This window comes from Polaromonas sp. P3_A5 (assembly GCF_056403055.1).
On the sequence record NZ_JBFUGF010000001.1, the window covers coordinates 3635045 to 3649950 of the forward strand.

A 14906-nucleotide genomic window follows, 5' to 3' on the forward strand; every position below is an offset into this window, starting at 1 on the left:
AACTCCACTTAGACCGGAAAGGCTGCGCGCCCCTTAAGACGTTCATGCTCTTTGGCGGCGAAGCGGTCTGTCATGCCGGCAATGTAGTCGGCGACCACCCTCTCGGGTTTTGCGCCCGCCGCATGGGGGGCATCAATGCCGTCAAACCGGTCGATGTGAGCCTGCGGCATCTGGGCCGGGTCGGCCATATAGGCTTCGAACAGATCACGAACTACCTGCTTGGCAGCCTGCGTGGTTTCCACCACTTTCGGGTGGCGGTACAGGTTTCGCAGCAAAAAACGTTTGAGGGATGCAGACTGCATCGCCATTTCTTCGGTAAAACACACCAGCGCCGGATGCCTGCGAACTTCGTCCACGCTGGCAGGGGCAACCTTGTAAATCGCAAGCGATGTCGCATCCATCACGTTATAGACCTGCGCACTGAGCATGCGCCGTATGGTCTCGAACAGCAGCCGCCGGCCTTTCAACGCCCGGTGCGCCAGTTGCGTTTCCCGGCAGTGTTGCGCGAACAGCTCGACACCCTCCAGTTGCTCCAGGCTTAACAGGCCGGAGCGCACGCCGTCGTCAATATCGTGTGCGTTGTAGGCTATTTCGTCCGCAAGATTGGCCAGTTGTGCTTCCAGACCGGGTTGCTGCCAGCGCGGCCCGTCAGCGGGCTCTACGAACCGGCGGGCAACACCGTCCGGCTCGCGGGCTTCAATATGGCGTGCATTGCGCCTGGAACAATGCTTCAGGATTCCTTCTCGCGTCTCAAAGGTCAGGTTCAGCCCGTTGTACGCCGGATAGCGCTCCTCAAGGGAGTCCACCACGCGCAGGCTTTGCAGGTTGTGCTCAAAGCCTGCGCTGTCTGGGTTACAGGCTTTCAGACATGCGTTCAAGGCATCCTGGCCGGCATGGCCGAACGGCGTATGGCCCAAGTCATGCGCCAGCGCAATGGCTTCCACGAGATCTTCATTGAGCTGAAGCGTGCGGGCGATGGACCTTCCCAGCTGGGCGACCTCCAGCGAATGAGTCAGCCGGGTGCGAAACAAATCACCTTCGTGATTCAGAAACACCTGGGTTTTGTACACCAGGCGCCGAAAAGCGGTGGAGTGCACGATACGGTCGCGGTCGCGCTGAAACTCGGACCGGGTTGGCGCAGCAGGCTCGGCAAAGCGGCGGCCGCGCGAACGCGAAGGGTCACAGGCGTAGGGTTGGAGATTCATGAATTAAACATAAAAATGACCGGAATCCCATACCTCACAAGCGCAAGCAGCTCCTGAATTGATAGCAATTTCAGGTACCTCTTCCATATTTTCCGCCGCTTATTCACAGCACATATCTATGACACTGCGCACCATGGCATCCGGCGCACTGCGAACGGCTGCCTTCCCGGGGCCGTCGATCACAACAAACCTTATCTCACCCGCTTCGGATTTTTTGTCGATGCGCATCAGTTCGAGATAGCGGCCGGCATTGTCGGTGGTTGACAGCACAGGTCCTCGCACCGGCAGGCCGCATCGTCGGACAAGATTGGTCAGGCGTTCCGTAAAAGGCTTGTCAACCAGGCCCAGACGCTCTGACAGATGCGCGGCCATCACCATGCCGCAGCCCACACCCTCGCCATGCAGCCATTCCCCATAGCCCAGACCGGATTCAATCGCGTGGCCGAAGGTGTGACCGAAATTCAGGATGGCCCGCAAGCCCGACTCCCGCTCGTCCTGGCTTACAACCCATGCCTTGATCTCACAACTGCGCTGGATGGCGTGGGCCATGGCCACGGGCTCCCTGGCGAGCAGATCTTCCAGGTTAGTCTCGATCCATTCAAGGAATGCCATGTCGGCAATGGGGCCGTATTTAATGATCTCGGCCAGGCCCGCACTCAGTTCGCGAGAGGGCAGCGTCGCCAGAACATCCAGGTCGCACACCACCTGCAAGGGCTGGTAGAACGCACCGATCATGTTTTTGCCCAGTGGGTGGTTGATCGCCGTCTTGCCGCCAACCGAGGAATCCACCTGGGCCAGCAATGTCGTGGGCACCTGCACAAATGGTACGCCGCGCATGTAGCTGGCCGCGGCAAAGCCGGTCATGTCGCCGACCACGCCACCGCCCAAGGCAAACAGCACCGTCTTTCGGTCGCAGCCGTTTTCCAGCAGCGCATCAAAAATCAATTGCAGGGTTGGCCAGTCCTTGTGGGCTTCACCATCCGGCAAGGTGACCAGCAGCACCTTGTCATAGCGTTGTTGCAATGCCCGGGTGAGTTGCGCGGCATACAGCGGTGCCACGGTGGTGTTTGACACCACCAGCGCCGTCGCGGCTTTGGGCACGTCCTGATAGGTATTGCTGGTTCCCAGAAGCCCGCTGCCAATGACGATCGGATAGCTGCGTTCGGCCAGATCAATCCGGATTGTCGCAACGGCGGAAGAGGAATTTTCTTGCATGGAAGAAGTGTAGAGGCTTCCACCCCTTCCAAGGCTTGCCAATGGTTATGGCCGGTCGGGAGGCGGAGCCATCACGCCTGCCAGCTCCAGCTGCATCAGGATCATGTTGACCAGCGTAGAGACTGAAGGGCGGCCTGTTTCAATGACATAGTGTGCCGTTTCCCGATAGAGGGCGTCACGGGCGGCGTAAAGATCCCTGAGCCGCGCCAGCGGATCGGCCACCTGAAGCAAGGGGCGGTTCTGGTCATGCCGCAAACGGCGAAAAACCTCTTCGGGGATGGAATGCAGGTAAACCACCTGCGCCCGCTCCCGAAGATGTTGCCGGTTGGCGGGGCGCAGCACAGCCCCGCCGCCGCTGGAGAGTACGCAAACCTCACCCTGAGTCAACTCATCGATGACCAGTTGCTCGATGTCGCGAAATGCGTCTTCACCTTCGCGCTCAAAAAACTCACGGATAGAGCAACCGATACGTTGTTCTATCACCTGATCCGAGTCAATGAACCGCAACCCCATTCTTCGGGCAAGGTGCCTGCCGACGGTGGATTTCCCCGACCCAGGCAAGCCCACGCAGGCGATTCTCAACGGATGTGCATTCAATTGATATGGAGGAAAGGTTGCCCAGAAGCATGCCAAGCAACTACGCAGAGGACTGGCAGTCCCACGCGCAGTCCTTCAGCACGACGCCTTCTTTACCTACCGCCCTCGAACTCGCCCAAGGCGATCAGACGGGTGGTCGGAATTAACGCAGGGCAGATCCGTTAGTCAGCATTTTGGGCGTGATGAACACCAGCAATTCAGACTTCGTGGCAGATCGCGTTCTTTGTTTGAACAAATTGCCAACACCGGGGATGTCGCCCAAAAGCGGGACTTTGGTTTCATTGTCACGATCATTTTGCTCAAAAATGCCGCCAATGACCACGGTTCCACCATTTTCCACCAGTACCTGCGTTTGAATATGCTTGGTATCAATCGCGAATCCGTTCGCTGTTTCACGTCCCACGCTATCTTTGTTCACGTCCACTTGAAGGATGATGTTCCCCTCCGGCGTTATTTGCGGAGTGACTTCGAGCTTCAAGTTTGCCTTTCGAAAGGCAATAGCGGTGGCACCGCTGGAAGTCGCCTGTTGATAGGGAAGCTCTGTACCCTGTTCAATCAGAGCCTTCACCTGATCAGCAGTCACGACACGTGGACTGGAAACAATTTTCGTCTTGCCATCTGCTTCAGATGCAGAAATCTCAAGATTAAGGAATCGTGTCTTTGCGGCATTGAACAAAGAAATGGCAAACGTACTTGCGTTGAATCCGTTTTGGCCCACACCAGGCAGGCTCACGAATTCACCTGCAGTAGTTCCTGCAACTGTCGGGCTATACGACCCGCCAAAAGCGGTGTTATTACCCTGGGTGAAAGGTCGACCCCCTAACCGCACGCCCAGAGATTTACCGAAGGAATCCGACGCTTCAACGATACGAGCTTCAATCAACACTTGACGGACTGCGACGTCTAATTTCGCGATCAGCGCCTGCACCTGTTCAAGTCGCGATGGTATGTCGGTAACGAACAATTGATTGGTGCGCGCCTCCGATATCACGCTGCCTCGCGCAGACAGTATCTTTGTAGCACCGGCACCGGAGCCCAACAGCCCTGCCGCAATATCTGCAGCTTTTGCATAGTTAAGCTTGAAATCCTGGGTCCGGAGCGTTTCCAGACTTTGAATCGCATTCTTTGACTCCAGTTCCAGCTTGTCTTTGGCTGCAAGTTCGTCTTTGGGTGCGATCAACAAGACGTTGCCTGTTTTGCGCATGCCCAGTCCCTTGGCCTGAAGAATAATGTCCAGTGCCTGATCCCAGGGAACATCTTTCAGACGCAACGTTACCGCACCGGTAACCGAGTCCGACGTCACGATATTGAAGTTCGTAAAGTCTGCAATCACCTGCAGAAGGGAGCGAATTTCAATGTTCTGAAAATTCAGGGATAGCTTCTCACCGTTATACCCAGGTCCTTGCGTCAGCTTGCTTGGGTCAATTTTTTGCTGGCGCACTTCCAGGACAAACTGGTTATCACTTTGATACGCACTGTGTTCCCAGGCGCCCTTGGGCTCGACCACCATACGGACCTTATCCCCCGTTTGAAATGTGGTGACGGTTTGCACTGGTGTTCCGAAATCGCCCACATCCAGACGACGGCGAAGTCCTTCTGGCAATGCGGTTTTCAGGAACTCAACCACCAAAGTCTGGCCTTGTTGGCGTATATCCACGCCAACCTGGTTATTGGGCAGGTCCACAACGATACGGCCAGAACCCTCAACGCCACGACGGAAGTCGATGTCCTTCAAGGGCAATGTGTCGGTGTTGCGATTTTCAGCAAACACTGGCGGTGTAGTAGCGGAGGGCGCAGCCACCGCCACTGAATCGAGGGTAATCAACAACGATTTCCCTTGAATCTCAGCCTTATACGCCGTTGGCACCTTTAGATTCAGTACTACACGGGTTCTTTCACCCGCCTGCACGACGTTCGCCGAGCGCAGATTTCCCAAGTTGAGGTCCACTGCAGATCGTCCCATGGAGTTACCAACCCCGGGAAAATCAAGTGCTATACGCGCTGGCGTCTGGATACTAAAACCCGTCGGTACCGCAGCCAGAGGTTCTGCCAAATCGATTCGAATGACCTCTGCACCGCCCTGAACTGATCCGGAAACAGCCTGGATGGCATTCTGTGCCTGCGCCAGCAAGGGAGCGGCAGTTACAGAAAATGCCAGACTGAGCGAAGCACAACGCAACACACGCCCAAACAAAAGCTGCAGGCGGCCCTTTTTTTCCTGCGTCTCTAGTGCCGGTGTCTGCTTGTTCATTTTGATCCCTCTAATAACTGTAAAGTCGCGGTCCGCTCTATCCACTCACCCGCGGCGTCTTGCACTATCTCGCGTAAGGCGAGATCTGTTTCAGTGACCTTGGTGATCCGGCCGTAGTTTTGGCCCAGGTAATTCCCTACGCGGGCTTGATAAATCAGGTTGTCCACTCGTACCAGCGCAACTGGCTGGCCAACCTTGATCAGGCTACCCACCATGGCAATAGCATCCAGGGGATATGCCTCCAATGGTTCTTTTCGTCGGCTCAGTTCAGGTGCGATCAGGGCGGCGTTGGCCGTCGCCTGATTGGATTCACGTTTCAGTGCCTGTGTCAGTTTTTGAATGCTAAAAGGCTCTATGGAACCTTCCTGGCCATACAACTGAGGTGAAAATTTAGTGGGCTCCGGCAGCGGATCTACCTTAGGCTTGGTAGCGTTCCGTTGCTGCGTCATCCATTCCTGCAACTCCTCCTGTTCAGAGGAACCACAGCCGGACAGGCCCAATAAAATCCCTGCCAAACCGCAAAAAATTACCGCGTATTTTCCTGCACTCATTTTTTGGCTCCAGGAGCGCTCTTGCGCTGCAAGGCTACTTCATCATTGTCCAGATAGCGGAACGTTTTGGCCGTGGTATCCATCACCAAGGTGCTATCTTTGCCGGGCGATATGGTCAGATTATTCAGAGTGACAATGCGGGAAAGATTGGCAATATCAGCCGCAAAAGCACCCATATCGTGATACCTGCCTGTGACTCGAACAGCGATCGGCAATTCCGCGTAATACTCCTTCACGCTAACCTGACCTGGGCGAAACAATTCGAACTGCAGACTACGCCCCAAACCCGCCTGATTAATATCAGAAAGCAGTGCGTCCATTTCGGCCTTGCTCGGTAGCTGCTTTTCAAGCTGGGTTACATATTGTTGAACCTGTTCGCGCTGCTTCTTCAGCGCATCCAGATTGACAGCCTGCGCAAGCTTTGCCGTGTAGTCTTCCTTAAGCTTGACTTCCTTGGCTTTCTCTGCGGTCAACTCCTCATCGGATGCGCTGAGCCATACAAACCAAAGAGCCACGACAACAAAAATCGTCACGGCCACGCACAGGAGGTAACGTGGAAGTGCTGGCCATGAAGGTGGATCATTGGGATCCAGGCCCGTAAACTGGGACTTCAGACTACTTTGAATTGCTCCAAAGTCGATGGAATTTTTAGAGATTTTTGCCATAGTCAAACTCGTTCATTCCGCCTCATACCTTGGCCGGCACCGAAGCGGCAGAAGCTGGCTTGGCAGCCGCCCCCGACACCACCGGTACTGTCCCTGAGCTTGCCGGTGTGGCGCCAACAGTTTTCGGATCGCTGGCCCGCTTCAAACCAATCTTCATTGAAAAATTGGATACCCTGCGCTGGTCACGGGCACTCAGTGAGACTGTGCTGGCGGTGATTTCTACAAGTTCCGGCCGGGTTAACCACGCACTGTTGTTAGCAAGGTTGCGCAACAATTCCGAAACACGTTCGTTTGACTGTGCGACGCCAGTGATAAACACGGCCTGATTGTCTTGTTTCATGCTGGTGATATACACCCCATCGGGCAACTGCTTGACCAGTTCGCTCAGCAAATACACCGGCAGATTGCGGTTTCCCTGCAGGTCTTCCACGGCATTCTGGCGAGCCCTGAGTGCGGAAATTTCCGCCTGCAGCGTGGCAATATCCTTGATCTGTCCTTCCAACCGGGTAATTTCCGTTTTCAGAAAATTGTTCTTTCCCCGCTGGCCCTCAATTTGGGCAAGGTACCAGGAATAAACAGCGCCGCAAATAAGACCGCCGATCAAGGCCGCCATACCCAGCGTGGCAAAAAATACTTCGCGCCTGCGCTTGCGCGCAGCTTCGCGATGGGGAAGCAGATTGACGAGAATCACTGCAGAAACCTCCGCAAAGCCAGACCGCAAGAGGTCAGGTAGGATGCCGCTTCGCGCCGCATCTTCTTTTCACGTACGCCTTCCCCGAGCTCCATTCCCTCAAAAGGGTTTGCCAGCACGCAGGCAAATGAAGTCTGCTGGGTGACGGAGTCGGTCAGGCCTGGCAAGGCGGACGAGCCGCCGGCCAACATCACATAGTCAACTTTGTTGTGCGGTGTGCTGGTAAAGAAGAACTGCAAGGCCCGTCCGATTTCCTGCGCCATGCTCTCGACAAAAGGCTTCAGCACGCCGGATTCGTAGTCTTCCGGCAAATCGCCACTGCGTTTTTTGCTTTCTGCTTCTTCAGGGGAAAAACCGTACTGCCGAATGATGAGTTGCGTCAGCTGTGCTCCACCGAAGGCCTGATCACGCTCATAAAGTACTTCATCGTTTTTGATGACCTGCATACTGGTCGTCAATGCACCCACTTCAAACAGGGCCACCATGGTGTCCACGCCCTTGTTGGGAAGGCTCTCAATCAAGCGGGCGGTGGCCAGGCGGGAGGCATACGACTCCACATCTATAACAATAGGCTTGAGCCCGGCGGCTTCCGCAAGACCCTGCCTGTCCTGCACTTTTTCCTTGCGCGAAGCAGCAATCAGCACTTCAACGTCGCCACTGGAGGTAGCACTCGGGCCTACCACGCAGAAATCGAGGCTGACTTCATCCAGCGAGAACGGAATGTATTGATTGGCTTCGGATTCGACCTGAATTTCGAGCTCTGCGTCGCTGAGGCCGCCCGGGAGAATGATTTTTTTGGTAATGACCGCCGAAGCCGGCAGGGCCATCGCCACATTCTTGGTGCGGGTTCCGCTTTTCTTGACGAGCCGGCGCACCGCGTCGGCCACTTCGTCAAACTTTTCGACGTTACCATCGGTAATCCAGCCTCGTTCCAGCGGTTCGATCGCACAGCGATCCAACACCAGATTACCGGCCTTGTCACGGCTCAACTCCACCAGCTTGACACTGGATGAGCTGATATCTAAACCCAGCAAAGCGGGTTGTTGGCGGTTGAATAACGATCCCAGAGAGATCAAGGCGGTCCCCAAATGACGGCTAATATGTAGCCCTGCATACTTAAGAAATCACTTGAATAGTAGCAGTAAGCTCTTTGTGCAGTAAGGATTTTTCCTGTTTTGGACATCTGGAACGTTGTCAAAAGCAGACGGTCGTACCGGGCCAGGAGTTTGCAAGGTTCCCTAAAACGTTGTCTGCAAACGTAAAAGTATGGCCCTTGCCCTGACACCCCGCACAACCCGCTTCCCGGGATTTTTATAATGGTGACGCGACTTTACGATTGTCTACATGCCCTCCACACCCACGTCTTCTGATTCAAACTCTGCCCCGCTCAAGCAAGGTCGCGCAAAGTCCCTCGTCCCCCGCTGGCTGGTCATGCTCTTTTTGTGGAGTGGCGGCCTGCTACTGGCTGGTGTTGCCGCCGTCTTGCTGTTTGTGGCTGTAGCGCTGTCGGTTGCCTACCCCAACCTGCCGGATATCTCAGACCTGTCAGACTACCGGCCAAAGTTGCCGTTGCGGGTTTACTCCGCCGATGGGGTGGTTATTGGCGAATTCGGGGAAGAACGCCGCAGCCTCACCCCGATCAAGGACATCCCGCAGGTCATGAAGGACGCGGTTCTGGCCATCGAAGATGCCCGCTTTTTCTCGCATGGCGGCGTGGACTACCTGGGCGTGATCCGGGCCGGCTTTGCCAATGTGGGCCGGGCCAAGAGCCAGGGCGCCTCCACCATCACCATGCAGGTGGCCCGTAATGTCTATCTGTCGGCCGAAAAAAGCTATACCCGCAAGATCTATGAAATCCTGCTGACCTTCAAGCTGGAGCACCTGCTGACCAAGGACCAGATCCTTGAGATCTATATGAACCAGATTTTTCTGGGAAACCGGGCTTATGGCTTTGCCGCGGCCTCAGAGGCCTATTTCGGCAAGCCCCTGAAAAACATCTCCATCTCCGAGGCAGCCATGCTGGCAGGCCTGCCCAAGGCGCCTTCGGCCTACAACCCCATCATCAATCCCAAGCGGGCCCGGGCCCGCCAGCTCTACATCATCGAGCGGATGGAAGAAAACGGCTTCATCACCGCCGAACAGGCCAAGGCCGCCAAAGAAGAAGAGCTCAAGGTCAGGACCGGGCCTGACGCGGGCCGGGTGCACGCAGAATATGTCGCTGAAACGGTCCGCCAGCTGGTTTACAACCAGTACGGGGACGAAACCTACACCCGCGGTCTGAATGTCTATACCACCCTGCGTGCCACCGACCAGACGGTCGCGTACAAGGCCTTGCGCAAGGGCATCATGGATTATGAGCGCCGGCAAATTTACCGGGGCCCCGAGAAGTTCATCGATCTTCCGGCCAATGCGCAGGAAACGGAAGATGCGATTGACGACGCACTGACCGACAACCCCGACAACGGAGATGTGATGTCGGCCATCGTGCTGGAAGCCAATCCCAAACGGATTCTGGCCATGCGCCAGAACAGCGAGACAGTTGAAATTACCGGCGACGGCCTGAAACCCGCCCAATCCGGACTGGCTGACAAGGCAGGGCCCAACATCAAGATTCGCCGCGGCGCCTTAATCCGCGTGGCGAAAACACCGAAAAACACCTGGGAAATCACCCAGCTGCCTGAAGTGGAAGGCGCTTTTGTGGCCCTTGATCCGCGCGACGGTTCCATCCGGGCGCTGGTGGGCGGGTTTGATTTTGAGAAAAACAAGTTCAACCATGTGACCCAGGCATGGCGCCAGCCGGGTTCCAGCTTCAAGCCCTTTATTTACTCCGCTGCCCTCGAGAAGGGCTTTACCCCAGCGACCGTGGTGAATGACGCCCCGCTGTTTTTTGACGCCGGCGTCACTGGCGGCCAGCCTTGGGAGCCCAAAAACTACGACGGCACTTTCGACGGTCCCATGAGTCTGCGGACCGGCCTGAAGAAATCCAAGAACATGATTTCCATCCGCATACTGCAGGCTATCGGCGCCCCGTATGCGCAGGACTGGATCACCCACTTCGGCTTTGAGGCCGAAAAACATCCCGCCTACCTGACGATGGCGCTGGGCGCCGGATCGGTCACCCCGATACAAATGGCCACCGCCTATTCGGTATTTGCCAACGGCGGTTACCGCGTCAATCCCTACCTGGTCACCAAAATCACCGACCAGCGCGGCAAAGTCCTGCTGGAAAGCAAGCCACCCGTGCTGGACGAATCGGCCCGGGCCATCGATGCGCGCAATGCGTTCATCATGGACAGCCTGCTGCAGGAAGTCGCACGCTCGGGTACGGCGGCCAAAGCGCAAGCCACGCTCAAGCGCCCCGACCTTTTCGGCAAGACCGGTACCACCAATGACTCGATCGACACCTGGTTCGTGGGTTTCCAGCCTACTCTGACGGCGGCGGTGTGGATGGGTTACGACACGCCGAAAAAACTCGGCGACCGGGAAACCGGCGGAGGCCTGAGCCTGCCGATCTGGATCAACTTCATGGAATACGCCCTCAAGGGCGTGCCGGTGACCGAATACCCGGCGCCCGAAGGTGTCGTCAACGTTGGCGGAGAGTGGTATTACAGCGAATATGCCAAAGGCTCGGGGGTCAGCACGGTGGGCATACAACAAGACCCGGCAGCTGCCGCCACGCCGGCAGTGCCAGGCGCGATCCAGGTGCTACCACCCTCGGACGAGAAAAAGCGCATTCTGGACTTGTTCAAGAACTGAGATGAAACGCATCAAAAAAGGGCTCCACGGAGCCCTTTTTTGTTTCAACGCCAATCACGGCACACCTGCAAGCTTCTGCTGCTACGCTTTATTTGCTTCCACGGGGGCCGCGAACAGCAATGTCTGGCCGGCCTGCTCACTGGCATAGCGAGACAAATTGGCAAAAAACTCGCTCGAGTCCTTGGTGTCAGCCCATTGCCCGCCACTGAATTTGTAGTGGAATCCGCCGGCCTTGGCCGCCATCCATATTTCCTGCAAGGGTTTTTGCAGGTTGATGATGATCTGGCTGCGGTTGGAGAAAGTCAGCGTGACCATGCCACCGGTGCGCTGGTTATCAATGTCCGCGTCGGTCTCATCATTGATACGGTCACAGGCGGTTTCAACGGCCCTGAGTGCACTCTCGGCCAGATCCTGGTATTCAAGGTCCGTCATTACAATCCCATCATGGTTTCTTCAGCTCAAATTTTAGGCCGCATCTGCCCTTCGGCCTCCCGCTATGGCCTTGCTGCAATTGTGGTCGGCGCGGCCTTGCTGGCCGGTTGCGGACAAAAAGGCGCACTTTACCTGCCGGTTCCCCCGAAGGTGCCGGCCACAGCCACTACAGCGCCGCCGGCTGCCGCGCCTGCAACGCCGGCGTCAGCCGCTCGCTGACCAGCAACCTGGCCGATTCATTGAAGATTCAGGCCATCCGGTGGCTGGGCCTTCAATCTAAAGGCGCCCGACCGTTCATGCCGTCAATCGATCATGGCGCGCAAGCCCGGCGCTCCTTAAGATAGTTGCCAATAACTCCAACCGCTTCAAAGCCCATTCTTCATGACCCGCCAACCTCTCCCCGGCCACCCCCATTTCGCTTACCGCGATACCGAGCTGTTTGTTGAAAATGTCCGGCTTGGCGATCTGGCCGCGGCACACGGCACACCGCTGTTTGTCTACTCCAAGGCGGCCATGCTTTCGGCGCTGGCGGCTTACCAGCGCGGCTTTGCAGGGCGCAACGCGCAAATTTACTATGCCATGAAGGCCAATTCGTCCCTCGGCATCCTGCAGGCGTTTGCCCGGGCGGGTTGCGGCTTCGACATCGTTTCGGGCGGAGAACTCAACCGCGTACTGGCCGCTGGTGGCGAGGCCCGGAAGATCATTTTTTCAGGCGTAGGCAAAACCCGCAGCGAAATGCGCCAGGCCCTGAGCGCCGGCATCGGCTGCTTCAATGTCGAAAGCGAAGCCGAGCTGGATGTGCTGTCCGGGGTGGCTCTCGCCATGGACATGCGTGCGCCCGTCAGCATTCGCGTCAATCCCGATGTGGATCCCAAGACGCACCCTTATATTTCCACGGGCCTTAAAGACAACAAGTTCGGTGTGGCACACGAAGACGCGCTGCGCATCTACCGGCACGCGGCTTCGCTGAAAGGCTTGCAGGTCGTCGGCATCGACTGCCACATCGGCTCGCAAATCACCGACACCACACCGTACCTTGACGCCATGGACCGGGTGCTCGACCTGGTGGCAGCCATTGAAGCTGCGGGTATCCCGCTCGAACATATCGATTTCGGCGGCGGCCTGGGCATCAACTACAACAACGACACCCCGCCCGAAGCCGACGCGCTCTGGCAGCAGCTGCTCGCGAAGATCGACGCACGCGGCTACGGCAGCAAAAAGCTGATGATCGAGCCGGGCCGCTCGCTGGTCGGCAATGCCGGGGTTTGCCTGACGGAAGTACTCTATGTCAAACCGGGCGAGCACAAGAACTTCTGCATCGTCGATGCGGCGATGAACGACCTGCCGCGTCCCGCGATGTACCAGGCTTTCCACGCCATCGCACCCCTGCGGGAAGGCACGGCCGCCGAGGCGACATATGACGTCGTGGGCCCGGTCTGCGAAAGCGGCGACTGGATAGGCCGCGACCGCGTGCTGTCTGTCGCAGCGGGTGACCAGTTGGCCGTGATGTCGGCAGGTGCGTACTGCATGAGCATGGCCAGCAACTACAACACGCGTGGCCGGGCCGCTGAACTGCTGGTTGACGGTGGCGAAGTGCACCTCATACGCCGGCGGGAAAGCGCTGAAGACCAGATGCGGCAGGAACAGCTGATAGCGGGCTAATCCGGAACCACGCCCGGGCAAGCACGTGCCTCATCGGATCAGCGTCGATCAGCGCATACCGCTATCATTATGATAGCTGGTTGCGCACGTCGTATATGGGTTTTGGCCTCTTTTTCCTCAAGAACTGCTGCACACGCCAGCCGAGCAGCAGGGCGATGATCGCGGCGTAAACGAACACTTCGGCAAAATTGTTCTTGCCGGCGCGCATCCAGAAAAAATGCAGCAGCCCCAAGCCGGCAATCAGGTAGACCAGCTTGTGCAGCCACTGCCAGCGTTTGGCACCCATGGCTTTGATGGCCGCATTGAAGGACGTAGCCGCCAGGGGCGTCAGCAACACAAAGGCCGAAAACCCCACAAGGATGAAAGGCCGCTTGGCGATGTCTTTGGCAATATCGGCAAAGTCAAAGCCCATGTCGAACCAGCTGTAGCTCAGCAGGTGAATGACGACGTAGAAATACGCGAACAGCCCCAGCATGCGCCGAAAGCGCGCCAGTGCAGGCGTGCTGGTGATGACCCGAAGCGGCGTGACCGTCAGGACGATACAGATAAAGCGCAATGTCCAGTCGCCGGTGGCGCGTATCAACGCCTCGGCCGGATTGGCGCCCAGCTGGTTAGTGAAAGCGCCATAGAAGAGCCACGCAAAGGGCAGCAGGCAAACGGCGAAGAGCATTGGTTTAGCAGCAGGATGCAGCAACCATTTTTGCGAGCTTGCCATCACAGCCATCCGCTATCGGAGCGACTCTCGTCGAGATGCAACGCCCCATGCCCCTCACACCAGCAGGGGCCGCGGAACCGGCTTTGCCGGGCCGCAGGCGCAGCGGCCCCCCCGGGGGGCAGCGCAGTACGCGAAGCGACAAGCGTGGGGGCCATATTGTTCAGAAATTCTTCTTGAGGTCCATGCCCGCGTAAAGCTGGCCAACCTGCGCTTCGTAACCATTGAACATCAGCGTCTTGCGCTTCTTGGCAAAGAGGCCGTCTTCACCGATACGGCGTTCGGTGGCCTGGCTCCAGCGCGGGTGGTCGACGTCCGGGTTCACATTGGAATAAAAGCCGTATTCCTGCGCAGCGGCCTTGTTCCAGGCGGTGCGCGGCTCCTTGTCGGTAAAGCGGATCTTGACGATGCTCTTGCCGCTCTTGAAGCCGTACTTCCAGGGCAGCACCATACGCACCGGCGCGCCGTTCTGGTTGGGCAGCACTTCGCCATACATGCCGAAGGCCAGCAGCGCCAGCGGGTGCATGGCTTCGTCCATGCGCAGGGCTTCCACATACGGCCAGTCGAGCACGCGGGAACCCACAAACGGCATGGTCTTGGAATCGGCCAGGGTGACGAATTCAACGTATTTGGCGTTGCCCAGCGGCTCGACCTTCTTGATGAGCTCCGACAGCGAATACCCCACCCACGGGATCACCATGGACCAGCCCTCGACGCAGCGCAGGCGGTAAATGCGCTCTTCCTGCGGTGCCAGCTTGATCAGGTCTTCGAGCGTGAAAGTCTTGGGCTGCTTGACCAGGCCTTCGACGGCCACCGACCAGGGCTTGGTCACCAGGGTGTGGGCGTTCTTGGCGGGGTCGGCCTTGTCGGTGCCGAACTCATAGTAATTGTTGTAGGTAGAGGCGTCTTTGTAGTCGGTGATCTTTTCCATGGTCACCGCACCGGCCACCGCCGATTTGCCACCGGCCAGCGCCGCCAGTTTGCCGGGTTTTTGTACCGTTTGCGCCATCGCCTGGCGCCCGGCCCATCCGGCCATGGCAGCACCTGCGGCGCCAGTGGCCATCAGTTTGATGAGGTCGCGCCGGCCGTGATAAATGCCCTGCGGCGTGATCTCGCTGGGAACGGGGTGGTCGAAGCCGCTGGCGTGGGTCCTGATGAGCATGTGAGGT

14 protein-coding genes are annotated in these 14906 nt (G+C 57.4%); 3 read left to right on the forward strand and 11 right to left on the reverse strand.

What is annotated here, in order from left to right; translation table 11 throughout:
* Positions 1 to 8 precede the first annotated feature (8 nt).
* The 8 genes from AC1DU8_RS17415 to AC1DU8_RS17450 form a co-directional block, all read right to left on the reverse strand.
* Entirely contained in the window at positions 9 to 1205 is a 1197-nt protein-coding gene (locus AC1DU8_RS17415) for a deoxyguanosinetriphosphate triphosphohydrolase (protein WP_477690040.1), read from the reverse strand.
* 99 nt (positions 1206 to 1304) lie between these two features.
* Positions 1305 to 2420: a 3-dehydroquinate synthase gene (aroB, locus tag AC1DU8_RS17420; RefSeq protein WP_477666049.1), complete on the reverse strand. Its 1116-nt coding sequence runs from the start codon at positions 2418 to 2420 to the stop codon at positions 1305 to 1307.
* 45 nt (positions 2421 to 2465) lie between these two features.
* On the reverse strand, positions 2466 to 3002 hold the full coding sequence (locus tag AC1DU8_RS17425; protein WP_457279811.1) for a shikimate kinase: 537 nt from the start codon (positions 3000 to 3002) through the stop codon (positions 2466 to 2468).
* 157 nt (positions 3003 to 3159) lie between these two features.
* A complete protein-coding gene (locus AC1DU8_RS17430; protein WP_457279731.1) occupies positions 3160 to 5268 on the reverse strand; it encodes a type IV pilus secretin PilQ in 2109 nt (702 codons plus the stop codon).
* Positions 5265 to 5819: a pilus assembly protein PilP gene (locus AC1DU8_RS17435; RefSeq protein WP_457279732.1), complete on the reverse strand. Its 555-nt coding sequence runs from the start codon at positions 5817 to 5819 to the stop codon at positions 5265 to 5267. The genes AC1DU8_RS17430 and AC1DU8_RS17435 overlap by 4 nt, the downstream gene beginning before the upstream one ends.
* Positions 5816 to 6484, reverse strand: coding sequence for a type IV pilus inner membrane component PilO (locus AC1DU8_RS17440; protein WP_457279733.1), 669 nt, complete (start codon positions 6482 to 6484; stop codon positions 5816 to 5818). The genes AC1DU8_RS17435 and AC1DU8_RS17440 overlap by 4 nt, the downstream gene beginning before the upstream one ends.
* A 22-nt stretch (positions 6485 to 6506) precedes the next feature.
* A complete protein-coding gene (locus tag AC1DU8_RS17445; RefSeq protein WP_457279734.1) occupies positions 6507 to 7175 on the reverse strand; it encodes a PilN domain-containing protein in 669 nt (222 codons plus the stop codon).
* The gene (locus AC1DU8_RS17450) at positions 7172 to 8251 is read right to left on the reverse strand and encodes a pilus assembly protein PilM (RefSeq protein WP_457279735.1); all 1080 of its coding nucleotides are present in this window, start codon (positions 8249 to 8251) and stop codon (positions 7172 to 7174) included. Before AC1DU8_RS17450 ends, AC1DU8_RS17445 begins: the two co-directional genes overlap by 4 nt.
* A gap of 268 nt (positions 8252 to 8519) precedes the next feature.
* Between AC1DU8_RS17450 and AC1DU8_RS17455 the strand changes: the two genes are divergently transcribed.
* Positions 8520 to 10931, forward strand: coding sequence for a penicillin-binding protein 1A (locus AC1DU8_RS17455; protein ID WP_457279736.1), 2412 nt, complete (start codon positions 8520 to 8522; stop codon positions 10929 to 10931).
* 81 nt (positions 10932 to 11012) lie between these two features.
* Here AC1DU8_RS17455 and cyaY read toward each other — a convergent pair whose 3' ends face one another.
* Positions 11013 to 11363, reverse strand: coding sequence for an iron donor protein CyaY (gene cyaY / locus AC1DU8_RS17460; protein WP_457279737.1), 351 nt, complete (start codon positions 11361 to 11363; stop codon positions 11013 to 11015).
* A 12-nt stretch (positions 11364 to 11375) separates the two neighbouring features.
* On the opposite strand from cyaY, the gene lptM reads away from it, so the two are divergent.
* Both lptM and lysA read left to right on the forward strand, forming a co-directional pair.
* Positions 11376 to 11582 carry an LPS translocon maturation chaperone LptM gene (lptM, locus tag AC1DU8_RS17465; protein WP_477666046.1) on the forward strand — a complete coding sequence of 69 codons (207 nt, stop codon included), beginning with the start codon at positions 11376 to 11378 and terminating at the stop codon, positions 11580 to 11582.
* Positions 11583 to 11744: 162 nt separating this feature from the next.
* Positions 11745 to 13025 (forward strand): diaminopimelate decarboxylase, encoded by a 1281-nt coding sequence (gene lysA / locus AC1DU8_RS17470; protein ID WP_477702723.1) that lies wholly within the window; start codon positions 11745 to 11747, stop codon positions 13023 to 13025.
* A gap of 67 nt (positions 13026 to 13092) precedes the next feature.
* On the opposite strand, the gene AC1DU8_RS17475 is transcribed toward lysA, so the two are convergent.
* Both AC1DU8_RS17475 and msrP read right to left on the reverse strand, forming a co-directional pair.
* Positions 13093 to 13740 carry a protein-methionine-sulfoxide reductase heme-binding subunit MsrQ gene (locus AC1DU8_RS17475; protein WP_457279740.1) on the reverse strand — a complete coding sequence of 216 codons (648 nt, stop codon included), beginning with the start codon at positions 13738 to 13740 and terminating at the stop codon, positions 13093 to 13095.
* Positions 13741 to 13900: 160 nt separating this feature from the next.
* The gene (gene msrP / locus AC1DU8_RS17480; protein WP_477727023.1) at positions 13901 to 14899 is read right to left on the reverse strand and encodes a protein-methionine-sulfoxide reductase catalytic subunit MsrP; all 999 of its coding nucleotides are present in this window, start codon (positions 14897 to 14899) and stop codon (positions 13901 to 13903) included.
* Positions 14900 to 14906: the final 7 nt, after the last annotated feature.

Bases quoted from the DNA above. Each gene is read 5' to 3' on its own strand.
- AC1DU8_RS17415 (WP_477690040.1), bottom strand. From the start codon at position 1,205: ATGAATCTCCAACCCTACGCCTGTGACCCTTCGCGTTCGCGCGGCCGC.
- aroB (WP_477666049.1), bottom strand. From the start codon at position 2,420: ATGCAAGAAAATTCCTCTTCCGCCGTTGCGACAATCCGGATTGATCTG.
- AC1DU8_RS17430 (WP_457279731.1), bottom strand. From the start codon at position 5,268: ATGAACAAGCAGACACCGGCACTAGAGACGCAGGAAAAAAAGGGCCGC.
- AC1DU8_RS17435 (WP_457279732.1), bottom strand. From the start codon at position 5,819: ATGAGTGCAGGAAAATACGCGGTAATTTTTTGCGGTTTGGCAGGGATT.
- AC1DU8_RS17440 (WP_457279733.1), bottom strand. From the start codon at position 6,484: ATGGCAAAAATCTCTAAAAATTCCATCGACTTTGGAGCAATTCAAAGT.
- AC1DU8_RS17455 (WP_457279736.1), top strand. From the start codon at position 8,520: ATGCCCTCCACACCCACGTCTTCTGATTCAAACTCTGCCCCGCTCAAG.
- cyaY (WP_457279737.1), bottom strand. From the start codon at position 11,363: ATGACGGACCTTGAATACCAGGATCTGGCCGAGAGTGCACTCAGGGCC.
- lptM (WP_477666046.1), top strand. From the start codon at position 11,376: ATGGTTTCTTCAGCTCAAATTTTAGGCCGCATCTGCCCTTCGGCCTCC.
- lysA (WP_477702723.1), top strand. From the start codon at position 11,745: ATGACCCGCCAACCTCTCCCCGGCCACCCCCATTTCGCTTACCGCGAT.
- AC1DU8_RS17475 (WP_457279740.1), bottom strand. From the start codon at position 13,740: ATGGCAAGCTCGCAAAAATGGTTGCTGCATCCTGCTGCTAAACCAATG.
- msrP (WP_477727023.1), bottom strand. From the start codon at position 14,899: ATGCTCATCAGGACCCACGCCAGCGGCTTCGACCACCCCGTTCCCAGC.